This window comes from Paenibacillus timonensis (assembly GCF_022427145.1).
In the GTDB taxonomy this organism is placed as follows: Bacteria; Bacillota; Bacilli; order Paenibacillales; family Paenibacillaceae; genus Fontibacillus; species Fontibacillus timonensis.
Genome location: NZ_JAKSXN010000069.1, coordinates 1 through 24,923 on the forward strand (window position 1 = coordinate 1; position 24,923 = coordinate 24,923).

Annotated in this window: 22 protein-coding genes; 1 reads left to right on the plus strand and 21 read right to left on the minus strand. The window is 52.9% G+C overall.

Features of this window, described 5'->3' with window-relative positions; genetic code table 11:
• Positions 1 to 705: 705 nt before the first annotated feature.
• From MJ257_RS21120 to MJ257_RS21160, 9 genes are all read right to left on the minus strand, one after another.
• Positions 706 to 951: an AbrB/MazE/SpoVT family DNA-binding domain-containing protein gene (locus MJ257_RS21120; RefSeq protein WP_009227013.1), complete on the minus strand. Its 246-nt coding sequence runs from the start codon at positions 949 to 951 to the stop codon at positions 706 to 708.
• A gap of 93 nt (positions 952 to 1,044) precedes the next feature.
• Complete coding sequence (locus MJ257_RS21125) at positions 1,045 to 1,614, minus strand: maltose acetyltransferase domain-containing protein (protein WP_240271101.1); 570 nt, start codon at positions 1,612 to 1,614, stop codon at positions 1,045 to 1,047.
• A 30-nt stretch (positions 1,615 to 1,644) separates the two neighbouring features.
• Positions 1,645 to 2,109: a tRNA (uridine(34)/cytosine(34)/5-carboxymethylaminomethyluridine(34)-2'-O)-methyltransferase TrmL gene (gene trmL, locus MJ257_RS21130; RefSeq protein WP_059046283.1), complete on the minus strand. Its 465-nt coding sequence runs from the start codon at positions 2,107 to 2,109 to the stop codon at positions 1,645 to 1,647.
• Between the two features lie 168 nt (positions 2,110 to 2,277).
• The gene (gene serC, locus MJ257_RS21135; RefSeq protein WP_240271102.1) at positions 2,278 to 3,366 is read right to left on the minus strand and encodes a 3-phosphoserine/phosphohydroxythreonine transaminase; all 1,089 of its coding nucleotides are present in this window, start codon (positions 3,364 to 3,366) and stop codon (positions 2,278 to 2,280) included.
• 162 nt (positions 3,367 to 3,528) lie between these two features.
• Positions 3,529 to 4,413, minus strand: coding sequence for a hypothetical protein (locus MJ257_RS21140; protein WP_240271103.1), 885 nt, complete (start codon positions 4,411 to 4,413; stop codon positions 3,529 to 3,531).
• Positions 4,414 to 4,435: 22 nt separating this feature from the next.
• Positions 4,436 to 7,162 (minus strand): GH36-type glycosyl hydrolase domain-containing protein, encoded by a 2,727-nt coding sequence (locus MJ257_RS21145; RefSeq protein WP_240271104.1) that lies wholly within the window; start codon positions 7,160 to 7,162, stop codon positions 4,436 to 4,438.
• Positions 7,163 to 7,193: 31 nt separating this feature from the next.
• Complete coding sequence (locus MJ257_RS21150) at positions 7,194 to 8,030, minus strand: carbohydrate ABC transporter permease (protein ID WP_240271105.1); 837 nt, start codon at positions 8,028 to 8,030, stop codon at positions 7,194 to 7,196.
• Positions 8,030 to 8,923 (minus strand): carbohydrate ABC transporter permease, encoded by an 894-nt coding sequence (locus MJ257_RS21155; RefSeq protein ID WP_240271106.1) that lies wholly within the window; start codon positions 8,921 to 8,923, stop codon positions 8,030 to 8,032. Before MJ257_RS21155 ends, MJ257_RS21150 begins: the two co-directional genes overlap by 1 nt.
• A gap of 120 nt (positions 8,924 to 9,043) precedes the next feature.
• Positions 9,044 to 10,411, minus strand: a complete 1,368-nt coding sequence (locus MJ257_RS21160) for an ABC transporter substrate-binding protein (protein ID WP_240271107.1) — start codon at positions 10,409 to 10,411, stop codon at positions 9,044 to 9,046.
• Positions 10,412 to 10,806: 395 nt separating this feature from the next.
• On the opposite strand from MJ257_RS21160, the gene MJ257_RS21165 reads away from it, so the two are divergent.
• Positions 10,807 to 11,808, plus strand: a complete 1,002-nt coding sequence (locus MJ257_RS21165) for a LacI family DNA-binding transcriptional regulator (protein ID WP_240271119.1) — start codon at positions 10,807 to 10,809, stop codon at positions 11,806 to 11,808.
• Between the two features lie 109 nt (positions 11,809 to 11,917).
• On the opposite strand, the gene glnA is transcribed toward MJ257_RS21165, so the two are convergent.
• The 12 genes from glnA to MJ257_RS21225 form a co-directional block, all read right to left on the minus strand.
• On the minus strand, positions 11,918 to 13,342 hold the full coding sequence (glnA, locus tag MJ257_RS21170) for a type I glutamate--ammonia ligase (protein ID WP_240271108.1): 1,425 nt from the start codon (positions 13,340 to 13,342) through the stop codon (positions 11,918 to 11,920).
• 260 nt (positions 13,343 to 13,602) lie between these two features.
• Positions 13,603 to 14,646, minus strand: coding sequence for a 3-deoxy-7-phosphoheptulonate synthase (aroF, locus tag MJ257_RS21175; protein WP_240271109.1), 1,044 nt, complete (start codon positions 14,644 to 14,646; stop codon positions 13,603 to 13,605).
• A gap of 383 nt (positions 14,647 to 15,029) precedes the next feature.
• Complete coding sequence (locus MJ257_RS21180; protein WP_240271110.1) at positions 15,030 to 15,713, minus strand: CAP domain-containing protein; 684 nt, start codon at positions 15,711 to 15,713, stop codon at positions 15,030 to 15,032.
• A 159-nt stretch (positions 15,714 to 15,872) separates the two neighbouring features.
• A complete protein-coding gene (locus tag MJ257_RS21185; protein WP_240271111.1) occupies positions 15,873 to 16,832 on the minus strand; it encodes a 4-hydroxy-3-methylbut-2-enyl diphosphate reductase in 960 nt (319 codons plus the stop codon).
• A 64-nt stretch (positions 16,833 to 16,896) separates the two neighbouring features.
• Positions 16,897 to 18,354 carry a sensor histidine kinase gene (locus MJ257_RS21190; RefSeq protein ID WP_240271112.1) on the minus strand — a complete coding sequence of 486 codons (1,458 nt, stop codon included), beginning with the start codon at positions 18,352 to 18,354 and terminating at the stop codon, positions 16,897 to 16,899.
• Positions 18,355 to 18,356: 2 nt separating this feature from the next.
• Positions 18,357 to 19,046: a response regulator transcription factor gene (locus MJ257_RS21195; protein ID WP_240271113.1), complete on the minus strand. Its 690-nt coding sequence runs from the start codon at positions 19,044 to 19,046 to the stop codon at positions 18,357 to 18,359.
• 146 nt (positions 19,047 to 19,192) lie between these two features.
• Entirely contained in the window at positions 19,193 to 20,824 is a 1,632-nt protein-coding gene (locus MJ257_RS21200) for a S1C family serine protease (RefSeq protein ID WP_240271114.1), read from the minus strand.
• A gap of 203 nt (positions 20,825 to 21,027) precedes the next feature.
• On the minus strand, positions 21,028 to 21,684 hold the full coding sequence (locus tag MJ257_RS21205) for a response regulator (protein ID WP_240271115.1): 657 nt from the start codon (positions 21,682 to 21,684) through the stop codon (positions 21,028 to 21,030).
• Positions 21,681 to 22,724, minus strand: a complete 1,044-nt coding sequence (locus tag MJ257_RS21210; protein WP_240271116.1) for a sensor histidine kinase — start codon at positions 22,722 to 22,724, stop codon at positions 21,681 to 21,683. The genes MJ257_RS21205 and MJ257_RS21210 overlap by 4 nt, the downstream gene beginning before the upstream one ends.
• 4 nt (positions 22,725 to 22,728) lie before the next feature.
• Positions 22,729 to 23,682, minus strand: coding sequence for a cell wall-active antibiotics response protein LiaF (gene liaF, locus MJ257_RS21215; RefSeq protein WP_240271117.1), 954 nt, complete (start codon positions 23,680 to 23,682; stop codon positions 22,729 to 22,731).
• A 169-nt stretch (positions 23,683 to 23,851) separates the two neighbouring features.
• The gene (locus MJ257_RS21220; RefSeq protein ID WP_016312938.1) at positions 23,852 to 24,001 is read right to left on the minus strand and encodes a hypothetical protein; all 150 of its coding nucleotides are present in this window, start codon (positions 23,999 to 24,001) and stop codon (positions 23,852 to 23,854) included.
• 129 nt (positions 24,002 to 24,130) lie between these two features.
• Positions 24,131 to 24,823: a 3D domain-containing protein gene (locus tag MJ257_RS21225; protein ID WP_240271118.1), complete on the minus strand. Its 693-nt coding sequence runs from the start codon at positions 24,821 to 24,823 to the stop codon at positions 24,131 to 24,133.
• Between the last annotated feature and the right edge of the window lie 100 nt (positions 24,824 to 24,923).

Consider the following 24,923-nt stretch of genomic DNA (forward strand, 5'->3'; position numbering starts at 1 on the left):
CTCCAGAGGTACTATCATTCCCATTAACGGACTTACCGAATTCTAACGGACCCAGTAGACCTTATGTCGGAGCAGAAGGGCTCAAACGCCGCTCAAATGAGCCAATAAGGTCTCTGGAGTCCGTTACAGCGGGAAATAGCCGGGAAATAGGCAAATAAGGTCGCTACGGTCCGTTAGGTTCGACGGCAATTCTGCGAATGCCTCGACTGCGATTCTGCGAATGCCTCGACCGTGATTCTGCGAATGCCTCGACTGCGATTCTGCGAATGCCTCGACCGTGATTCTGCGAATGCCTCGACTGTGATTCTGCGAATGCCTCGACCGTGGTTCTACGAAGGGTTTACCTATGTTCTCCGAAAGCTCCGACTGCGGCCTTAAGAAAGGCTTGCCTGCGTGCTCCGAAAGCTTCTGCCAAGGTGCACGAATGGTTTGCCCGTATTCTCCGAAAGCTCCGACGGTGGCTCTGCTGCATTCGGCCTTGAGACTTCAAACAAAGGATGTCCTGCCACCTCCGTCCGAGCCTTCAAATAGGGACATTCTCCCACTTTCCGCCGCATGCCCTTCAACTATACCACGTTCAACACATGCGCCAGATCGAAACCGACTCAAATCGACAAAATAAATAAGCTTCCCGCGAGGGAAGCTTATTTAGGGTTGTGTTTGTGCTCTGGTGCAGCTAAACCTATCTCACGTCCTATAAGATATCTAGGACAGTTGGCTCATTTCGACCAGGCATTGATTGCAAATGGAACGCTCTTTGAAATCGCTCACGCTTTCCATCGATCCGCAGAAGACGCATTTCGGACGGTAACGCTCCAAAATGATGTGATCCCCTTGCACCAAAATCTCGACGGGATCTCCTTCGTTCATTTGATATCTCTTGCGAAGCGACTTCGGCAACACGATTCTCCCGAGTTGATCCACTTTACGGACCACACCAGCAGGTTTCATAAAATTGTACACCTCTCCTGAAAAAAATAGTTATGTAAAAATAGAACCAAATACCTAATCTATTATATTTCGCTATTTTTTTCAGGATTCCTGCTACATTTCCACGTTTTTAATTATTTTCGCAGGATTGCCCCCAACGACGGCTCCCCTTGGCACATCTTTCGTCACAACCGCGCCGGCTGCAATCACCGCGTTATCGCCAATGGTTACCCCGGGTACGATCACTGCCCGGCCACCAATCCAAACGTTGTTGCCGATGTTCACCGGTTTGCCATATTCCGCCCCGGAGTTACGCGCGGCCGGATCCAGCGGATGGGTTGCCGTATAGATGTGTACCCCTGGCGCCATAAAGCAATATTCTCCGATCCGTACCTCGCAGACGTCCAAAATCACGCAATCGAAGTTGGCGTAAAAATGATTGCCGACGTAAATATTCGATCCATAATCGCAGCGGAAGGTCGGTTCAATGTAGATATCGTCGCCGCAACCGCCAAGCAGCTCATGGAGAAGGGCCGATCTTTGCTCCCGCTCATCCTCCCGGGTCGCATTGTATTCCCGCGTCAGCCTGCGGGCTCGAAGCCGTGCGGCTACCAGCTCCGCATCACCGGCGTTGTACCATTCCCCGGCGAGCATCTTTTCTTTTTCCGTTGTTCCCGAATTCATGAGGTCATCTCTCTTTCTTCCCTTTAAAACTTACTCCATCCCAGGAAAATCAAGCTGCCGCAGCGCCTCGTACACAATAATGGCCGCAGAGTTCGACAAATTTAACGAACGAACCTTGTCGGTCATCGGCATGCGCATCACCGTATCGGGATGGGCGGCCAAAATTTCCGGCGGCAGTCCTTTCGTCTCTTTGCCGAATACGAAGAAATCGCCGTCCTGGAACGTAAAATCCGTGTACCGTTTCTTGGCCTTCGTGGTGGCAAAGAAGAAGCGGCTCCCCGCGTACTTCTCCTCTACTTCCTGAAAAGAATCGTGATATTCGAGATTCACCGCGTACCAATAATCCAAACCGGCCCGCTTCAACGTCGCGTCGTCCGTCCGAAATCCAAGCGGACGCACCAGGTGCAGATGGATGCCCGTCGCTGCGCAGGTTCTGGCGATATTTCCCGTATTGGCCGGAATTTCCGGCTCCACCAGCACAATATGTAAGGCCATGATGATCGAACTCCTCGTCCTAAAAAATAAAATCGGCCCGTCTGAGACCGTACTTGAACCATTATATCAAAATTTGCCCGCAAAAAACCTCCAACCCCCATCTGGAAACAGGCGGAGTTGGAGGTTGCGGCGTAACGGGGCATTCTGAAGGAAGCCCCGCAATAAACATTATCCGTGCGTTTTTTGGAATTGGCCCATGAAATCGACAAGAGCCTGAATACTGGTCTTCGGAACCGCGTTATAAATCGAAGCGCGCAAACCGCCGACGCTGCGATGGCCTTTGAGGCCGACGAACCCTTCTTTTTCCGATTCCTTCACGAACAGCTTCTCCAGCTCCTCGCTTGCAAGACGGAAAGTGACGTTCATCGTCGAGCGGCTTTCCGGATGGACGCACCCGCGGTAGAATCCGCCGCTGGCATCGATCGCTTGATACAGCAAACCGGCTTTATCCTGGTTCTTCTTCTCGATGCCCTCAAGCGCCCCTTGCTCTTCGATCCATTTCAACACTTCGTTCACCATATAAATCGAGAAAGATGGCGGAGTATTGTACAGCGAGTTGTTCTCGGCGTGCGTGTCGTAACGGAACATCGTCGGCAGATGCTTCGGCGACTCGCGCAGCAGCTCCTCCCGGGCGATGACCACGGTCACGCCGGACGGTCCCAGGTTCTTCTGCGCTCCAGCATAAACCATCCCGAACTGGGTCAAGTCGAACGGACGGCACAAAATATCGCTGGACATGTCGGCGATCAACGGAACGCTGCCGGTGTCCGGAAACTCGCGGAATTGCGTGCCTTCGATCGTTTCATTCGAAGTGAGATGCAGATACGCGGCGTTTTCCGGCAGGCTCAGATGGCTGACGTCCGGAAGCGACATGTACTTGTCTTCCTCCGAAGAGGCCGCAACGAACGTTTCGCCGATGAGCTTGGCTTCTTTTAACGCTTTCGTAGCCCAGCTGCCCGTTTTCACGTAACCCGCCGTCTTGCCTTCCGTAAGCAGGTTCATCGGCAGCATGGCAAATTGGGTGGAGGCTCCGCCTTGCAGGAACAACACCTGGTAACCGGACGGATTGCCGAACAGCTTCAGCAGCCGGCTGGCCGCTTCGTTATGGACCGCTTCATAAACGGCGCCTCGGTGAGACATCTCCATAATCGACATGCCTGTCCCATGAAAATCAACGAACTCCGCCTGCGCCCGTTCCAGGACCTCCAGCGGCAGCGCGGCCGGGCCCGCGTTAAAGTTATAAGCTCTGTTACTCATTTCTCCCCATCCCTTCCCTTCACAATCCATGTCTGGTTTCGAATATAATTAACGATTATCATAGCAACTATTCGATCTCCCAGCAAGCCGTTATTTCGCAAAAATTCACTATTTTGCAGAATTGACACATTAACGCTTCATCAAGGGAAAGGGATGATAGGTTTATTCGGCGCTAAATTCGTAGATCCGCGTCCAGCTTTGCCGTTCCCCCGGTGCGATATGGACCTTAACGAACATTTCCGGGGAAATGACGTGTCCATGCCCCCAAACGGCGGCCGAGCTTAGAGGGAGTTTGCTCCGCTCACGTACGGTCAGGCCGCTGGGACGATGCCGCAGCTCCCACAGCCACGGGGTTTCACGCCCGTCGAAGGTATCCATCCGGAAATAAAAGTCTTTCACCGGGCGGCGCTCCCAAGTCACGCGATCTCCCTCGAACACTAAGCCTTCCAGCGTATCTGGCTCGTCGCTCCAAATTTTCGGAGCAAACGGCAACTTCAGTACGTAATCCGGTCCAACCGCATATCCATCCATGCCGAGAAAATTATGGCTGTATTCGTCGGTCGAAACGACCCGGCTCCCGGTGTTCTCCACCGTATAAGTGACGGACAAGGTATTGCCGGCGATTTCGATCTCTTTTTGCACGCGCACCGCGTATCCCCGGCATTCTGCAGGTTGGGTCGTGAAGCAAATCTGCTGCGCACCCTTTTGCACCACTTCCGTCTCAAACCATCTGCAGGCGTATTCCCGGTAAAACCGGTATTCCGCCTCGTCCGGACGGGTCAGCAAGCCTACCCCTAGTTTGGGAAAAAGCTCGCCGACCCGGGTTTCCTCATACCCGATCGCTTCTTTGATGCCAAATTCGCTGCATAACCCGATCCCGCCCGTGCCGGATCCCGGTACCAAGCTTTCCGGCACGCAAAATTGGTGCCGTCCGTTCAGCTCGACGCCGGTAATAAATCCGGCCCCGTCGAACCGGGTCCCGCGGTAAATTTCGCCGAGTTCGGCAATTTTCACACCTAGCTGTTCATTCTGAAGTTGATATGCCATTCGATCATTACCTTTCTTGCGGTCAATCGGCTAAAATCACGATCAGATCATGGACGCGATCCGAAGGCAAAGCTTCCAGTACCGAACGAGGAATCCGGCAGCCGCTTTCTGTGTTGTCGCAAGCCAACGTATTGCCGTTCAGCGTCACTTCGGAGATCCGGTAACTCCCGAAATCGGCTTGTTTCGGATTCCGGTAAACGATATGCAGCTTTCGTCCAGCAAACAACGTCTCGACCGAAGCCTCCCCTTTTTCATCAAACTGGGCTTTTACCAGCTTCGGCTCCAGTAGAAGATCCCCAAAGCATCCCTTGACTCCGAATACTTCCGTTAACTCGGTCAACAGCAGCCAGCTCGCCGAGCCCGTCAGGTACGTATACATGCCGCGTCCGCGCTCATTGATGTACTCCGGAATTCCGGGATACATCCGGCTTGTTTCGAAGTCCGCGGACAAGCGATAAATGGAGTCCAGCACTTCATAACCCTCACGCACGAAACCTCGTTTATAAAGAGCGTTTGCATACATCACCGTCATATGGCTGAACATGGCCCCATTCTCTTTATGACCAAAGGCAAAACCAAATGCCCGGCCCAAGTTCTGCTGGATTCCGCCAAACCGGGAATTCAGACGGTAACCGATCCGCTCGTCCTTCAAGTATCGATCCACGGCTTTGGAGATTTCTCCGACCTGCTCATCCGTAGCTACGCCGCCCATAATGGTAAAGACTTGACCGGTCAACGTCATGCGAACGCCGTTCGGATGGTCGCCTTCTACACGTTCGGCATCATTATTGTAATATCCGTTAAACCAGGAGAACCCTTCCTGATTTTGAATCCATTCGTTCCGGCGGAGATGCTGAATAATCCACTCCGCTTTCCGTTTCAAATCATCCGCAACCAGGCGAACGTCTATCTGTACCTTCTTGCCGCTCACGGCAGGTACGATCGAGTCATAATAACGTTCAAGCCGCTCATGTTTGGCCGAAATGCTGTCATAAGCGATCGGACCTTGAATCGTATCAAGCAGGGCGACCATTTCTTCGGCAATTTCAAGCGTGTCGCGGCCCGTCTTGTTCTGCACTTGCAGAAGCAACTCGGCCAGCTCCAGAAGGTTGTTCGCATAAAAAGCGGTAAACGCCACGCTTTCGCCGCGGGCGGCCGCCAGGTCCAGACCGTCGTTCCAATCCGCGCCTTCCAGCTTGATGTTGCCATGTTCGCCGACGTTGAAGAACGGAACGATATTTTGCAATAAGATGTGTTCCAGGATCGTTCCTTCATAAACCTTGCCGTCAGCCGCAATCAGCTTGTTCCCTTGTTCCGGCGTCCACGATAAATCGCGTTCCCGGCAGCGTTTCACGAATACGTCCCGGAAGTAAACCTGCGGCTGGAACAGGAAGTCCAAATCCCCGCTTTGATTGATGTAAAGCAGCGTCGTCATCAGCGGCCAAGCCCCATGATCCATCCAAACCCGCGGAATGTTATTCCGGTCTGCGACAAATTCGCCCGGCTTGGAACCGATGATCGTCGCATTGCTTCCGTCCATTCGGACCCCGGCGTAGTTATTGAGCAATAAATACCGGACTTCCGCCGGCTCCATCACCATCAACGCCAGGCAATCCTGCCACAAATCGCGCCAGCCCCGGCCGCCGCGTCCGTAGTCATGATACGGCAGGAACGAGTTCCCGTACAATCTCCGCAGGATCGGCTGCAGCGTAACCCATTTCATCCACAGATCCTGTTCCGAATCCCCGGTTTGGAACTTGATCGTGTCCAGCTTCTCGTGCCAATATCTTTGATTATCCTCAAGCAGCGTATCGAACCGTTCCTCGGACAAGTACGTTGCAGCATAGTGTTGAGTGTCAATCCGGTCATCAGAGATCACCATCGCAACTACATACGAGGCGGTCTCGCCCGGTTTCAACGTCACTTCGGCAAAACGCAAGGCGCCAACCGCTTCATAACCCTCCAGCGCCGCACCGGCTTTCTCGGTAGGTGCGAGGTTGGAGATGATCGTCTGCGGCCAGTCCAGTGCTCCGCCTTCTCCGATAAAGTCTTCGACGATGGGGAAGAAACCGGCGGGCGCACTGCCGTCCGCCCCGGCGCCAAGCACGCTGTAAGTCACCTTGTTGACGCGGTGCCCACGTTCGTCGAAGGAAAGCGCAGGTTGTACCTCAATGCCATGCTGCAAGGTATATATCCGGTGCAGCAGCGATGTGACATGACGATGATCTCTCAGATCGTCGGCCGACCGACCGTACAGCGGGATCGCCGCCGTCGGGGTAAGCGTCAGCGGAGCGCTTCCCGTATTCGTCAAGCTGACCTTCATCAGTTCGACTTTGTCGTCCGTTACGGGAACAAAACTGACCGTTTGCGCTAGCAAGCCAAGTTTGTTATGCTCGCGAGTAATCTTGTGCCAGAGGAAACCCGCCTCAAGCACCGATTTTTCCTCGGCTTCGGTAAACAGGTCCGCATGTTGCTTGGCTGAGTTGCCGCTGACCGACCAAGCGCCTTCTCCTTGGATGTAAACCCAGAAATTACGGGCTGCTTTGGAATTGTGCAGACTTTCGACCGATACGGGCTCCAGCAGGAACGTGTTGTGACTGGAGGTCAGTTCGCCATGCAAATTCGGAGTAACGGCCGACATCATTCCTGCCTCGTTCACCAAAGGAAAATATAGATAGCTGTTTCTTTCAGGTTGCTCCAGTCTGAACTCTCCGTGCTCGCCAAGGAACGTCCATCCGTTTTGTCTCATTTCGCCTCTCCCTTTCATTGATAGTTCGCGTTTACGATTTCACAGCCCCGGCCAGTGCACCGTCCACCAAATATTTTTGAATGAAGGTATAGAGCAAAATGAGCGGCGCCGCTACGATCGTGATTCCACAGGCCAACAGCGGCCAGTTGTTTCCGTATTGGCCTTTGAACTCCTTCAGACCGAAGGTGATCGGGTAATTGGCTTTGCTCGGCAAATACATGATTGGACCCACGAAATCGTTCCAGATCCCGATGGCCGTCAAAATAACCCCTGTTGCGATAACCGGCTTCATCAGCGGCAAAATCATTTGGAACAAGTAGCGGAAATAACCCGCTCCGTCCATCCCGGCGGCCTCATCCAACTCGCGGCTGATCGATTTGATATAGCCGACGAACATCATGAATACGACCCCGGTGCCGCTTGTCTTTAGGATAATATAACCCAGCTTCGTATCATAGCCAAAAAAATCCAGGCTGTCCTTAAAGCTCAGCATTAATTTATATTGCGCAACCATCGGGTTAGGCAGAAATTGCGACAAGAGAAAGAACATGTAGATGAACCCGGCCCATTTGACGTAGCCGCGGGCTACCGGGAACGCGCCCAGGAGAGAGACGATGATCGTGAGAACGGTCGCGATCCCCGTATAAATGACGCTGTTCAAGAAGTAATTCGCAAAGTTCCCTTCTGTCCAAGCGCTCGCATAGTTCTGCCATTGAATCTCTTTGACCAACCCGATCGGATTCATCAAATACTCGGGATACGACTTCAACGATACGTTTAATACCAGAATCAACGGAACGACGTAAAGAACCAACAGAACGGCAATGATCGAGTAGGAAAGAACAGTGAATGATTTGGAATTTTTCATTAATATTCCACCTCTCTCTTCCGCGTTTGTCTAACGGCAAAGACGACGAAAACCAGAATGAGCAGGAACTGGACGACGGACAATGCCGACGGCAACCCCATCTCCAAGCTGCCTCTGAACGTTTCCTTATATACGTCATAAGCCATCGTTCTAGTGTTGAAACGACCGTCCGTGGTCGCCAAAATGATATCGAACGTGGACATCGCCCCGATGATCGAAAGCAGCATATTCACCGTAAAGGACGGTGCGATCAGCGGGAAGGTGATATGCTTAAACGATTGCCACTTGTTCGTTCCATCGATGTAACCGGCCTCGTACAGATCTTTCGGAACGGATTGCAGACCGGCCAGGAAGATCAGCATCGAATAACCCATATACATCCAGATTTGAACGAAAATAATATAACCGAACGCATGGGTGAAGCTTGCGAAGAACATATCCTTATATCCAAACAGCCAGTCATACAGCATGTTGACCGGACCGCTCATCGGGTCGAACATCATGCCCCAAATCAGCGCGACGACGGCAACCCCGAGTACGACCGGGAGGAAAAACACGGCGCGGTAAAAATAATCGCCTTTCAGCCGCTGGTTGATCAGAACGGCAACAAACAAAGCCACCCCGTTTTGGACCACGGTGACCACCAACATGAAGATCAATGTATTAATAATGGAGCGCCAGCGTTCTCCAGAGTTTCCGGCGAAAAATAAATCATGGTAGTTATCCAAACCAACGAAATTCATGGGACTGCCGGGGATATTCTTTACGTCCGTGAAAGAATACACAACCGTCAGCATCGAAGGACCAAAATAGAAAATGACGTACAATGCAAAAGGGATCAATAACAGCAAATACGGAACATACCTAGCGAAACCTTTTCCAAATGGATACAACTCTCTCACCTCACAGGTCCAAATCATAAATGATCGGGGCCTGATGTCCAGACCCCGAGGCAGTATGGTATTTCCAATTGTTTAGCCTAATCGGCTTGTCTCTCTTTTCTATTCGGGTGCTTACTTAGGTGCTGCAGCTTCCCATTCTTTTTGCTGTACGTCAGCCAGCTCTTTGGCTGTTTTGAATTCGCCGCCAGGAGCCAGATATTCCGTATGCACGCCTTCCGCGGCCAAATGCTCGCCTACGTTCTCACGGTTGATCATCATGATTTCATAGGCCAGTTCAAAGTCGCCGAGGTATGGAGTCAGCTCGTTATCGATGAATTCGCTCTCCGTCGAGATGTTGTCTTGGGTCGGGATAAATCCGGCTGCTTTGACGAATTTCGTGTAGTTCTCAGGTTGGGAGAAGAACTCCAACCATTTCAAGCCGCCTTCTTTGTTCGGACCTTTCTCAGCGACATACCAAGTAACGTCGTATTTCCCTACGAAAGAAGCGTTTTTCGTCTTGTCTTCTGTAGCCGGAAGCGGGAAGTAACCGAATTTCAGATCAGGGTTAGCCGTTGCGATGGTCGGAGCGTCCCAGGAACCGTCAGCCAGCATCGCTGTTTTTCCAGCGGCGAAGATGGACGGTACGGAAGCGTAGTCGATGCCCATGAAGCCGTCGATCATATAGTTGTCTTGGATCGTCTTCATTTTATCGAGAACTTCTACGGCTTCAGCGTCATTGTAAGCCGTTTCGCCTTTCCAAACGCCTTCGATCCATTTTTGTTGGTTGCCGCCGCCCAGAATTTTCGCTTGCAGCGCGAACACAGGCAGTTTCAATGGCCATACGTCTTTACCGGCTACCGCGATTGGAGTGATTCCTTTAGCTTTCAAATCGTCGCAAAGCTTAAGGAACTCGGTCCAAGTGGTAGGTACGGAAAGTCCGTTGTCTTCGAAAATTTGCTTGTTGTAGAACAAGCCGGACATTGCAACTTTACCTGTTGGAACCGCATAGACTTTGCCGTTAAACGTGCCGGCTTTTTCGATGTCATTTGCGTTCCAATTTTTGATGAAAGCCTGATCGGACAAATCTGCGATCAGACCGGATTCGATCCATTGTTGCCAGTCAGGCGTTTTAGCCCCTGGTGTCCATTCCTGCGGAGAAAGTCTCATCCCCGACAAGTCGGCCATAACGTCGACGTCGTTAGCGGTGATTCTTGCTCTTTGCGCTTGTTTGTACTCATCATCCGGACCGGTCGTTGTATATTCGACTTTATATTCCGGATACTTCTCTTCGAAGGCTTTGTTGATTTCTTCCATCGCCTTGTTGATGTTTTCTTGTTTCCAGTGGAGAATTTTAACGACTTTCTTCTCCCCGGTGCTGCCGCCTGCTGCATTGCCTTGATCGTTGGAAGCTGCGTTTCCGCCGTTGTTGCCTCCTCCGCAAGCTGCCAGGCTAAGTGTAAGTGCACTTGCCACTACCAATGCAGTAATTTTCTTAACCATGCTGTTACCCCCAATTACAAAATAATGTTGAAATCCAATCGGCTTGTTCGAGAGGTTTATTTCTGGGACCTTCCTAAAATCACGAAAATCATCAACCCCACTCTTAAAACATCGAAACAAATACCGAAAGCGGTTTCGCAAGACACATTATTACATCATTCTTTTCGTTTGTAAAGTGATTTTTTCACCAGGCCTGATGCACACTACAGTAACCCTTGACCACGCTTGGTTTTTCTATAAAAAACCAGGTTAGAAATCAACCTGAATCGGATTCCGGATTCCCCTTCTTGACTAAAGTTTAGGCATTTAATACACTATTTACGAAAACAGTTTCGTAACGAGTACGGAAGGGGGTCGACTTTCCCTTGGCAGTCAACATTAAAACGATTGCGGAAATGGCCGGTGTCTCCATCTCTACCGTTTCCAAAATTATTAATAACTATAGCGATATTTCGGAAGAAACCAGAACGAAAGTTCTCGAAATCATGAAACAAACGGGTTACGTCCCCTCAAATTCAGCGAAAACGCTCGCCACCAAGAAATCCAATCTCATTGGCGTTATCTTTGCCGGAAAGCTCAATATCGATTTTAACCACCCTTTTTTCGTGGAAGTGCTGAATGCGTTCAAGAAGCAAATGGGCATGTTCGGGTATGATCTCCTCTTCTTCTCGAACGAAAAGTTTCACGCGGTCGACGGCGACTATTTGGCGCGTTGCCAGCATTATCACGTCGACGGGTGCATTATCGTCACGGGTCAGCAAGTCGAGCCCTCGATTAGCGAGCTGGATCATAGCGAAATCCCATGTATCGGCGTTGATATCGAGCTCAAAGGGAAGAGCTCCGGGTATATCATGTCCGATAACTATAAAATGTCGTTTAAGGTGGTAGAACACTTCTACCTGCTGGGTTATCGGGAACTTGGGTATATCGGCAGTACCTTGGAATCTGACATTTCCAACATGCGTGAAAACGGCTATAAAGCTGCGATCGAAAATTTCGGTTTATTCGTGAATGACGATTGGTTTGTAAACGGGGAGAACTTCTTTGAAGCCAGCGGTTATGAAGCCATGAACCGTATGATTAAGGCCGGCAACCTGCCCAGAGCCATCTTCGCCGCGTCCGATCAACTCGCCATCGGAGCCATGCGCGCTTTGAAAGAGCACGGGTTGCGAATTCCGCAGGACATTGCGATCATCGGCTGCGATGATATCGAAGCCTGCAATTACACCACTCCGGCGCTGAGTACGATCCGTCAGAACAAGGAAAAAATCGGCCGGTTGGCCGCTTCTCTCCTTTACGATTTGATCCACAATACCTCGGTCACAAGCAGCGTCGTCGTCGAACCCGAACTGGTGGTCCGACAGTCTTGCGGGGCCGCGCAATCGGATCGTTACTAAGCTAAGCTAGGCCCGGCACATCTCTAGGTAAACAAAAAAAGTCCCCGAGGGTTCATATCAACCCTCGGAGACTTTTTTTACTATATTCGGTGATAATGGCTATTTCGGCTTACAGATCGTAATAGAGGCCAAATTCGTAAGGATGCACGCGCACGGCAACGGCTCTGGCTTCGGCGCGCTTCAACTCCACGAAATTGTCGATGAAGCTTTTCGTGAATACGCCGCCTTGGGTCAGGAATTCATGGTCGCTCTCCAAAGCGTTCAGCGCTTCGTCCAGGGAACCTGGAACGCTGCGGATCGTCGCTTTCTCTTCGTCGGACAGTTCATAGATGTTCTTATCGAACGGTCCGTAACCCAGTTTCACCGGATCGATTTTGTTCTTGATGCCGTCAAGGCCGGCCATCAGCATGGCGGAGAAGGCCAGGTACGGATTAGCCGTGGAGTCCGGCGTACGGAACTCGATGCGGCAGCCCTTCGGTGTTACGGCAGCAACCGGAATCCGGACGGCAGCCGAGCGGTTCCCTTTCGAGTAAACCAGGTTTACCGGAGCCTCGAAGCCAGGAACCAAGCGTTTAAACGAGTTCGTGCTTGGGTTGGTGAAGGCGATAAGCGCCGGCGCATGGTACAGAATGCCGCCGATATAGTTCAGGGCGATTTCGCTCAGATTCGCGTAGGCGCCTTTTTCGTAGAACAGCGGAGTATCGCCGTTAAAGATCGATTGGTGCACGTGCATCCCGCTGCCGTTGTCGCCAAACAGCGGCTTCGGCATGAACGTTGCCGTTTTGCCGAACTGAGCGGCGGTGTTGTGCACGATATATTTGTAAACCATCAGGTTATCGGCCGTTTTCAGCAACGTGTCGAAACGGAAGTTGATCTCCGCTTGACCTGCTGTCGCTACTTCGTGGTGGTGACGTTCCACGCGAAGGCCGGCTTCTTCAAGCAAACGGCACATTTCGCTGCGGATGTCCTGCTGCTTGTCGGTTGGGGCTACCGGTACGTAACCGCCTTTGACCGGCACTTTGTAACCCAAGTTGCCGCCTTCTTCCGAACGGCCCGTATTCCAAACTGCTTCTTCGGAATCTACCGAGTAGAACGTTTTGTTCATTCCGCTCTCAAAGCGAACATCGTCGAAAATAAAGAACTCGGATTCCGGCGCGAAAAACGCCGCTGTACCCACACCGCTTTGCTTCAGGTATTCTTCCGCACGAACCGCGATGCTGCGCGGGTCGCGCTCGTAACGTTCGCCGTCCGGCGTATAGATATCGCAAAACACGTTCAACGTCGGATGCGCGGTAAACGGATCGACGAATACGGAACCATGGTCCGGCATCATGACCATGTCGGATTCTTCAATGCCGCGGAATCCGGGAATCGAAGATCCGTCGAAAGCAACGCCGTTCACGAAAGTGTCCTCATCTACTTCTTTAGCTGGAAGCGTAATATGATGTGCCCGTCCCGATAGATCAACAAAGCGAAAATCCACCCACTCGATTTGTTTTTCCTTGATTGTCTTTAAAACGAACTCTGCTGACATACTCTTTCCTCCCCAAATCACGAACATTAAATCTAGTTTTTGCGATTAACGTTCATCCTTTAGTATGATTATGTCGTCATTATAGGACGATGGAGGCGGAGTCGTCAATACTTATGTAAGGTATTTTTACATCCGATATAAGGTATTATTACGCATAGTACAAATTATACGACAAATAGTATAAAAGCCCACTCGCCGCACGGCGAATGGACTTCAGGGATTTGTTCAATTCATGAAAGCGCTGCATATGTCGGCCTATCTCACACGTGAAGTGCGGCTTTCGGGGTATCGAAACGTTTCCCTACCAATGGAGCCAATTTCTCCAAATCTTGCAGCAAAGCCGCGAATTGGTCAGGGAACAAGGATTGAACGCCGTCTCCGGTCATCGAGTTATCCGGATCCGTGTGCATTTCGATGATCAGACCGTCCGCGCCGGCCGCCACGGATGCCTTCGTCATCGGCTCCACGAGCTCGCGGCGGCCCGTGCCGTGGCTCGGGTCGGAAATCACCGGCAGATGGCTTAAGCCCTGCAGGACCGGAATGGCCGACAGATCCAGCGTATTGCGCGTGTACGTCTCGAATGTACGGATCCCGCGTTCGCACAGCATCACGTTCGGGTTGCCGCCCGCCAGGATGTATTCCGCCGCGTTCAGGAACTCGTCATAGGTGGCACTAAAGCCGCGTTTCAGCAGCACCGGCTTGTTGCAGGTGCCCAGCTTGCGCAGCAAATCGAAGTTCTGCATGTTGCGTGTTCCCACCTGCAAGATGTCGGCATATTCGGCGCACACATCCACGTACTCCGGCGTCATGACCTCCGTAATGGTCAGGAGGCCGTGCTTCTTGCCCGCCTCCGCCATCATGATAAGACCTTCCACGCCGATGCCCTGGAAGCTGTACGGCCCGGTGCGCGGCTTAAACGCGCCTCCTCGCAGCACTTGCCCGCCGGCCGCCTTCACCAAACGGGCGATCTCGTCGATTTGTTCCGGCGATTCCACGGCGCAAGGACCGCCCATGACAACGAGCTCCCCGCCGCCAATCTTCACGTCGCCGATGGAAATCACCGTGTCCTCCGGATGAAAATCCCGGCTAGCCAATTTATAGGATTTCGAAATTTTGATGACGTTTTCGACGTCCTTCATTTGGCGAAGATGCTCGGCGAGTTTCGGTTCGATCGAGCCGATCAATCCGATCACGGTCCGATCCTTCCCGCGGGAAACATGGGTCTGCAATCCTTCCTTCTCAATCACGGCGATAATTTCCTGAACGCGTTCCTCAGGCGTTTGGTTTGATGTAATAACGATCATACGATTCCATCCTTTCTTCATTGGCGATTCGTTGCCGGGCTAAAAACCAATATTCGAACGTACAGGCACTATTTCGCTTGAACGCTTGTGCGCTTTTAAGCTTTTATCCACTAAAGTAACTATAGCCGAATTTGCCTCCCCCGTCAACCCCATTGGACATAGGCGAACGCTTGAAAAACTTGGCGCTCGGGTTAACACGTCCCTTCCGGACGCTTTACGGGATTATCCCGATGAATCAGGCAGCAGAATAGGATTCATCCTTATTCCACCCACGCCCGCCTGCTCCATGAACAGCCCCCTGAACAAAAGGGATAATCGTGAAAAAAGCGACAAAAACACAACAAAGCCGGAGAGCTGAACTCTCCGGCCTATCCTATAAGTCCTTATCTTCCAACGAACTCCTGGGCCCAATACCCATTATAATAGCCCACGCCGATCAGGTTGTAATTGGCGTTCAAAATGTTGGCGCGATGCCCCTCGCTGTTCATCCAGGCGTTTACGACCTCGGCCGGCGTTTTTTGCCCCATGGCAATGTTCTCGCCCGCGTAGCCGAATTTAATGCCGAACTTCTTCATCATGTCAAAAGGCGAACCGTATGTTGGGGACGTATGGCTAAAATAGTTATTGTCGCTCATGTCCTTCGCTTTGGCCCATGCCATATTGTTCAATGCCGCGTCACCGGTAAGCGGCTTGAGTCCTTGTTTTGCACGCTCCTGGTTCACCAGTGTAATGACCTGGGTCGCAAATTGCGACTTATCGGTCGTTGCGCTTTGCGTATTGCCGCTCTGCGTTGTGCCTTGCGTAGTTCCGCTTTGCGTCTGACCGCCCGTCGTGCCTTGGTTACCGCTTTGTACCGGCTGCTGCGGTTGATAGTAGGAATACCATGGAATCGTATAGTAGGTCGTCCAATTGTTATTGCTGTAAGTCGTATAAGTCTTATAGGTTGTATACGTTTTATAAGTCGTCGTATTCGAGGCAGCCGATGCCGATGCCGGTACAATGACCGCTGCAGCCAACATGGCGGTTAGTCCGCCTGTCACCAAACGTTTCAGTCGATTCGATTTCATCATGTCATCTCCTTGGTTGTAGTTTGATAGCATAGTTACATTTTTGTAACCTTTCTACAACGAGTATAACATGAATCGACTTCTATGGGACCCCGCAAATGTTGGTAAAAGGGCAAAAACCGCGGAGCAACGCGGTTTTCGCTCTATGAATCTATGCTTTTATTCCCCTTTGCTCTTGGCACCGACCTTAACCGGAGGCAGCAGCTTCGCTAGATTAACCGTTCGGACGATCTCCCAAGTCGCCGGATCTTCCGGATCATATTGCTCCAGGTATTGAATGACTTCCTTCGTAATCGGCGTCGGCGTCGATGCCCCCGAAGTCACCGCCACTTTACGGATCCCTTCCAGCCATTCGCGCCGAAGCTCCGTTACGTCGGCGATGCGATACGCCTTCACTCCGGCGATTTCCTCGGATACCTGGGCGAGCCGGTTGGAGTTGTTGCTCCGGGGATCACCCACGACGATCACAAGGTCCGCCTGACTGGCTTGTTCCGCAACCGCCTGCTGGCGCATTTGGGTCGCGAGGCAAATTTCGTTGTGTACCTCGGCGCCCGGATATTTCTCCAGCAGTTTTTTCATAATATGCTTGATATCCCATTGGCTCATGGTCGTTTGGTTCGTGATGACGATTTTGTCGGCCGCAAGATTCAGCTGTTCGATCTCTTCTTCCTTCTCGATCAAATGCACCTTGCCTGGCGCAACGCCTACCGCGCCTTCCGGCTCGGGGTGTCCTTTCTTCCCGATGTAGATCACCTCATACCCTTCGGCGACCTTCTCTTCGATCAGCACATGGGTCTTGGTTACGTCGGGGCAAGTGGCATCCACCGTTGTAAGCCCTTTGTCGCGGGCCATCTTGCGAACCTCAGGCGATACGCCATGGGCGGTAAAAATGACCGTCCCGCTCTCCACCTTGCTCAAAATATCCAGGCGGTTCGGGCCGTCCAACGTAATTATCCCTTCGTCCTCGAAGGAATTCGTGACATGGCTGTTGTGCACAATCATGCCCAGTATATAAATCGGCCGCGGCAGATCGAGGTTCTGGGCCGCCTGACGGGCCAGGACCATCGCGTCCACGACGCCGTAGCAATAACCGCGCGGCGAAATTTTAATGACTTCCATGAATCGTCTCCCTGCTTTCTCGTCCCCCAGTTTTCCTCACGGAGGGGAGCCTCTCTATTATAAACTATTCCGGGAGGGCGTTAAAGACAGCAGGGAGCCAGATGATGAAAGTCGTCCCTTCGCCGCGCTTGGTCACCACCTCGACGGAGCCCCCATGCTCATCGATAATCCACTTGGCAATGGATAAGCCCAGTCCGGTCCCTTGAATGACCCCCCGGGACGGATCGGCCCGATAGAAGCGCTCAAAGATATGCGGAACTTCGCTGCGGTCCATCCCGATGCCCGTATCGGCGATGCGGATCCCGATCTGACTTCCCGCCCGGATTGCACCAATCGTGACGCTGCCTTGCTCCGTGTATTTGAACGCATTTTCTATGAAAATAAACAGCATCTGCTGCAGATAATCCTTGCTGCCGTTGACCGTCACGCCATCCAGCGCCTGCAAATCCCCTTGCACCCACTCCGCTTTGCGCGGCAGGAATTGCGCCCGGCGGACCACTTCCTCCACGACCGGTGCCAGCAGAAGTGGCTCTTTCGTCAACGTTTGCCCGGCATCCGCCCGGGCCAGCGAGAGCATATCATTGACCAGCCGGCTCATGCGTTCGGATTCGGCGGCAATGTCGCTCACCGCCTCGAGCGAGAAGCTGCGTACCCGTTCCTCCTCGCCGGGGGCGCGCCGGGCTTCATCCTGCGTCCACATCCGCTTCAATAAGTCGACGTTGCCGCGAATCGTCGTGAGCGGCGTCCGCAATTCGTGAGACGCGTCCGAAACGAACCGGCGCTGGGCGGAATAAGCTTCATCCAGCTCTTTATAGAAACCTTCGGTTCGCTCCAGCATGTTGTTCACGGTGCCGATCAGCTGGCCGATTTCATCGTTGGGCCCCTCGTAATCGATCCTTACGCTTAGGTCGTTTCCGGTCTGGATCCCGTTCGCTGCCTCAATGACCTTGCCGATCGGCGCCATCGACTTGCGCGCAAGAAAAAGGCCCAGCGAGCTGGCCGCCAGAATCGTGATGATCGAGCCGAACAACAGAATCGTGCTCATCCGGCTCATCAACTTGTCTTCGGCGCCGGTATAGGCCGCCAGCTGAATTAAGCCGATTAGGTTGTTATCGAGCGTGATGGGAAGCTGATACAGCAAGAAGGAATGATTATACAGTTGAACCTTCTTGAAGCCCGCGATCTTGCTCAATGAGTCGCCGTCGGGAACTGGAAATTTCATGTTCCAATTCAGCAAATTTTGGGAATACCGGGTATGTCCGTCCGTATAATTGTGGATCTGCACAAACAGCTGGGCGTCCTCCAGCCGATTCGCCTGCATCGGATCCAGATACAAATCCAGCCCCTGGATGATGCTGTAGCTTTGGGAGTTTTTGATCCGGTTGGCCTGATCCTCCAACCGGTTCTTCACTTCCATATACGTATTGTATCTGACAAACGCATAGATCGAAGCGCTGAACAGGATCAACGTCACGGCCAAAATCCCGGTATACCATGCGGTCAGCCGCAGCCGGATCGACATGCTTAAGCCTCTCCTCTCAGGATGTAACCGGCCCCGCGGATCGTTTGAATGACGCGCTTGCCGCCGTGCTCCTCCGTTTTTTGCCGAAGCATGGCAATATAGACCTCCAGCACGTTCGACTCCCCGCTGTAGTCGTAACCCCAAATTTTATCCATGATCAAATCGCGGGTCAGCAGCCGTTTCGGATTTTGCAGGAACAGGTGGAGCAGCTCGAATTCCTTGGCCGTCAGCTCTAAACGCTGCCCGGCCCGCGTCACTTCGCGGGAATCGAGATCCATGACGATGTCCTCGAAAATAAGGCGTTGGCTGCCGGCTTCCCCCGCGGCTTCCTTACGGCGCAGCAAGGCCCGCACCCGGGCCAGCAGCTCCTCAAGGGCAAACGGTTTGACGAGGTAATCGTCCGCACCCAGATCCAAGCCTTTCACTCGGTTCTCGACCTCGTCCTTGGCGGTCAACATCAGCACCGGTACGGTGCTTCCGCCCTCGCGTAACCGCCGACAGACCTCGAATCCGTCTACTTTAGGCATCATGACGTCCAAAATGATCAGATCCGGGTCGGCGCTCATCATCATCGAGAGTCCTTCCGCTCCGTTCTGGGCCGTATAAACGTCATACCCCTCGAACGCCAGACCGCGCCGCAGCATTGACGTGATTTTCTCGTCATCATCTATGACCAAAATTGCCGATCTCACGAACAATCTCTCCTTTGCCACGCTTGCTTCAGGCAAGCTCCACTGTATCCATTGTACCAAAACGTACGGTAAGCCCGCATCTGGAAGCCAAAAAGGCGGCAGGCTCTTCCTGCCGCCTTTGCCGCCTTGGTTGCTTCCCGTGCGAATTAGTTCACGTTGGGAAACTCGTTTTTGTCGCCAATCGTGACTTCGAGGTCGATGTTCTTGCCGTCACGGACGACATTTAACGTCACTTTCGTCCCCACCTGCTGCTTCTGAATGTATTCAATCAGTTTTTCCTTGGTTGCAAATTTCGTGCCGTTCGCTCCCGTAATGATATCGTACGGACGCAGGTCCGCATTGTAAGCCGGCGATTTGAAGACGATGTCCGTGACGATCGAGCCTTCCTTCACATCGGTTTGCATTTGCTTCGCCACTTCCTCCGTCATCGTCATCAAAGTGGCGCCGATAAACGGTACTGGTTTTTGCGGGATTTTCTCGTTGTTTTTCAGTTTATCCAGGACTTCGGAGATCGTGCTGGTCGGAATCGCAAACCCGATCCCCTGCGCATCCGAGCTCACGGCCACGTTAATCCCGATGACTTCGCCGTTCAGGTTCAGCAGCGGGCCGCCGGAGTTCCCCGGATTGATCGAAGCGTCGGTTTGCAGCAAATGCTCGTATTGCCGGTCTTTTTCGCCATTTTCCCCGGCGATCGTAATGTCGCGTTCTTTCGCGCTTAACACCCCGGCCGTAACCGTATGGTCAAAGCCCTGCGGGTTGCCGATCGCGACCATCCATTCGCCGACCTGCGCGTTGTCGGAGTTGCCGAGCGGAATCGACGGGAAGTTGCTGTCGCCTTCGATTTTGAGGACGGCCAAGTCAAGCTCGTAACTCTTGCCAAGCACCTTCGCTTCGTATGGTTTCTCTGTTCCTTGCACCGTAACCTGGACCACGTCGGCGTTATGCACTACGTGTTCATTGGTAAGAATGTAGCCCGTTTTGTCGAAAATAAACCCGGACCCGATCCCCGTCGGTACCAGTTGGCTCGACCCGGAGGACGAACCGCCGTTGCCGCCGCTTCCATCGCTGCCGTTGTCCCCGCCGAAGCCAAACGCGTCATCGCCGAAGAAGTAGCGGTAGAACGGATCGCTGCTGTACGGATTGCTGTTGCTTTGCTTGCTGGCATCCGTCAACGTTTCGATTTTGACGACGGCCGGCCCGGCCTGGTTGACGACTTTCGTCACTTCGCCCGAATCCGTTACCGGATACAGGGCGGTTGTCGCTTTGCCCGTGGATTCGGTACCGCCGCTATTGGACGCGTTGCCCGAGGCCGGTACCGAAGCGGAAGCCGCTTGATCCGACGTGAACAGGTTGGCGCGGTCCGCGAAGACCATTGCGCCGGTCATGATCAGCATCCCGGCCAATACACCGGCGATGACCGAACGGACCGAGGATTTTCTCGGCGGTTTGCTGTTGTATTGCCAATTGCCGTTTTTTGCCGCCGGCAAGTTGCCGCGTCCGTCTCCATTGGAGCCGCCGGAAGGTTCAACCGCGCTGCGGATCATGTCGTAGGAAGAGGGCAGCGGTTTAAGCGGCTGCGGTCTCGTCACTTCCACGTCTTCAGGCTGGCTGCGGTCGTAGTCCGCTCCTTGGCCCGGTTCCTCGTTGGTTTTTCCATAGGATTGAAAAGGTCCGTAAGAGTAATAATAGGAAGAGCCCGACTCCGAAGATTCCTGACGCTTAGGTTCGTTCGCGTCTTCTTCAAAGGGTTGGCCCGGTTTGTTCTTTTGATCGTCCATGGTATGATTGACCTCCTTCCCCTGCGTGATTCAGGGGTATCTTGTTTTCATGTTTTTATTCTGTACCAGAAACCTTAAACGTACATTAAAAACAATTAAAAAGGAGATAAAAGCTAGAGTTACCGGTAGAGTTCGGCAAATCTAGCCTTTAATATGCGAACGAACGCCGGAACGAGCGCCGGAACGGACGCAGGGCATTCGCCTTATGAACGCGCCACCCAGCCTTGCCGGTGAGCGTAGATGGCCAGCTGCGTGCGGTCTTCCAGCTCGCATTTCATCAGCAGGTTGCTGACGTGCGTTTTGACCGTTTTAATGCTGATATGCAGCTCCTCGGCGATGTCCTTGTTGCTTTTCCCCTCGGCGATCAAGAGCAGCACTTCCTTCTCCCGCTCCGTCATCCCCGAATCGTCGCCTTGCACCGTTCGCTGACGAAGGCCGCGCGTGAGCGCCTGGGCCACGTCGCCCGTCATGACCGGCATCCCGCGGAATGCTCCCTGCAGCGCGTAAATCAGCTCCTCGGCGGAGACTGTTTTGAGGACATAGCTGACCGCACCGGCCTCTACGGCTTGGACCACGAGATCATCCTCCAAAAAGCTGGTCAGGATGACGATTTTCATCCCGGGAAACCGGCTCAGCACTTCCTTGGTCGCTTCCGCCCCATTCATGTTCGGCATCATCAAATCCATGAGAATGATGTCGGGCGGCCCGTCCGGAAGTCCTCGCTCTAAAACCTCCACCGCCTCGCGTCCGTCTCCGGCCTCACCGATCACCTCAAACCCCGGATCCAGCATCAAGTATGTTTTCAAACCCATCCGCACCATGTCATGGTCGTCGACGATCATCACCTTGATTTTGCTCATTCGCGGCCTCCCCCTTTTCCTTCCTCGAACTTAGGTATATGCACCCGGATCGTCGTTCCCGCCCCCGGCTTGCTGATGATTTCCGCGTTGCCGCCCAGCTTCTCGGCCCGCTCCTTCATCGTCGTCAGGCCGTAGGAGCCCTGCTTCTGGTACGTGCTGCTGAAGCCTTGTCCATCATCGCTGATGCTGAGCACGACCTGGCGCGGGCCCTCCCGCAGCGACAAGCTGACCATGCTGGCCCCGGCATGCTTCACGATGTTCGCCATCGCTTCCTGGATGATCAGAAACAGCTGATGCTCCTTCGCTTCCGACATGTCCCCTTGGATGTCCATATCCTTGATCCCTTTTAGCCCATTTTGCCGGCAATAATCGGGAAACCATTGATCCAGCGCCTCCGCCAAGGATTTGCCGACCAGCTCCATCGGGCGCAATTGGGCGATCAATGCCCGCATTTGCTTTTGCGCGGTATTCGACATTTGGATCAGCTGGTTCAGCACCGTTTCCGCTTGAGCCGCGTTATTCTCCAGCACTTTCGGTAAGGAGGAAGCCGCCATATGTATGGCGAACAGCTGCTGGCTGACGGTGTCGTGCAGATCGCGGGCCAGCCGCCTGCGTTCTTCCAGCACCGCTTTTTCCGCCGCCTGCTCCTTCTCGACGACTTCTTGCTCGCCAAGTTGCTGCAGCAGCTGCATTTTTTTCTCCATTGCATCGGTCATGTTGTTGAATTCCTGGTAAAGCCCGTTAAACGTCTGGTCCGCCGTCTCCGGCATGCGAACCGATAAATTGCCTTTCGCTACCTGCAGCATGTTCAGGTGTAAGTGATCGATCTTCCCTTGGATGCGACGACCGGCGATATAGCCGATAATCAGCGCCAAAACGACGATGCCCGCGATATCGTAAATCCACATCCAGGGATCGCTGACAACGATCACGCCGGTCGTGGTTCCGATATAGAAGGCAATCGCCGATAAGCTGCCGGTGAGCAGAAAGTAGCATAACAGCTCCCACTTCGTATTCTTTAATATCCGCTGCACGATCATGGGATCAACCTACCATGTTGACTTTGACGTCGCCCACGAACACGCTGACGATCAGCTTCACCCGTTTGCTTGCTTCGCCGTAATACGGAGATTCGGCCGTCACGCTGGTCATGAATCCGCCTTGCTTTTGCGTCAGCACCTTCAAATCGCCGATGAACGCGCTTGAAGTGGCCACGATGCCGATGTCCATGTCGTCGGGAACGAATACCTTGACGTCGCCAATGAACGAAGATACGTTGATTTTCGTCTCCCCATAAGGAATCTGCGCTTTGGTCAAGTCGATGATCGTATCGCCGATAAAATGCGAGATATTCATCGGTTTCAGTTGGAAATAATCCTGGCCCAGATGCACGTCTCCGATAAATCCGGATTTCTGAATAACCGATCCGCGGTCTCCGGGAACGCTCCCCTCATGGAACTGACCGAATTTGGGATGCTCAAACCGCGGTTTTTCCTGCTTGGGCCCCTGTTCCTTCTCCTTTTCCTTCTCCATCGAACCGAAAATCGAATCGAGCGGAGACTCCATCTCCGGATGGAACGTTGGCGGAGGGGGCGGCGGATCGAGCGGCGGCATCGGAGGAGGCGGAAAATCGTCATGCCGCTTGCGCCGATGGGGATCCCGCGGTTTGAACAATACGTACAGCCCGCCGATGATCAGCATCATCGGAAAGAAGAACCGGAAAAATTCGCCGGGGCTCAGGTAAATGAGATCCAGATTACGGCCCAGGAAATAGCCGCCGATCAGAATCAATATGGCACTGCCGACAAAGTTTCCACCCCGCCAGCCGCCGTTGCTAAGGTTCACCAAGCCACCCAAAATCAAAAACACGGGCCAGTACGTCGAGAACATCTCGCCGATGCTGAAATCGGTCACCCCGAGCTGGTTCAGGAGAAAAATCCCCCCGATCCCGATCAGCACCATCCCGCCGATAAATCTGCCAAATAAACCGTTTCTCATATCGCTACCTCCATTGGACTGCCTCTTACTAATGACAGTTTACCTGAAGCCAAAGCCGGTGAACAGCGGCGCGGGATGGAAAGCGGAATCCGTCCCGAGACCGAGACGCCTGGGGATTAATGTAAAAAAGAGCATCCCCTAGGGACGCTCTTGGCTTTTCACGCTATCATTATTGTTGTTTGTTCACAGGAGTCGTTGCATTGCGGGAAGCTTTCGCTTTCTGAGCAACGGTTGCCGTGCTTTCCTCAGCAAATTCCTCGTTAAACTTCTCGTTCGGTGTTTTATAACCAGGAGAAGCGGCTTTCTTTTGATTTGCCATGAATTTCACCTCCCTCTCGCATACGCCGATTCTTGAATCGCCGGCGTTTTACGTGGCCCTCTCGTTGTTGACCACGTAGCTTATTATGCGAACCGGGAAGACGAATTATGCGAAAGGAGAGGGCGAAGTTCAAATCGCCTTATCCCACAAGTTCTCGGGAATTTCCTTACTCACTTCCATCGCTTTGCCAAGCTCCTTCAGCATCGCTTCCGTCAGCTTGCCGTCCCCTTTGCGAACGACTTGAACCTCGACCTCTTTTTTCCCCCATTCCTTATAAACCTGCTTGGTGGTATCAAAATAAAGGTCGATTTTGTGGCCGCGGATGGCCGAGCCTTTGTCGGCGACCACCCCGTAACCGTATCCGGGAATGTAGAGAATGGTGCCTAACGGAAAAATCTTCAAATCGGCCGCGATCGTCGAGACGGTGTCTTTATCGCGCCGCACTTTGACGCCCGAATACGTGATGCCGTATTGCGGGTGGTTTGGCTTTTTGCCGGTGGATTCATAGCCGGCCGTATACCCGGTCGCCAGGACCTTGACCGTTTCCACCGCTTTTTTCTTACGTTCAGGCTGGGCCTGTTTATGTTCCGGGTTCATCACGATAACCCGCTGATATTGGGTTTGCCGGGCAGCCCTTTCCGCCTGCAATTGCTGCGTTTGCTTCAGCTCCAGCCATTCCGCGAAAGTCCGGTATTGCCGGTTCGCGTTGAAGTTTTGCGGCTGCATGCCGTTGGTCGGCAAATCCGCCGCCATCGTAAACACCAGCAGTACTGCAAGCAAACAGCGTTTGCCTATCTTTTGCCAGAAAATAAATTGGCGCATGTTAAAACCTCCCCCTTATCCGAAAGGTTTTCCACATACGCCCAATTCTATACATCCTGGCTTTCCAGCACGGGGTTACCTCGAAGAAGCTTGCTCGGCA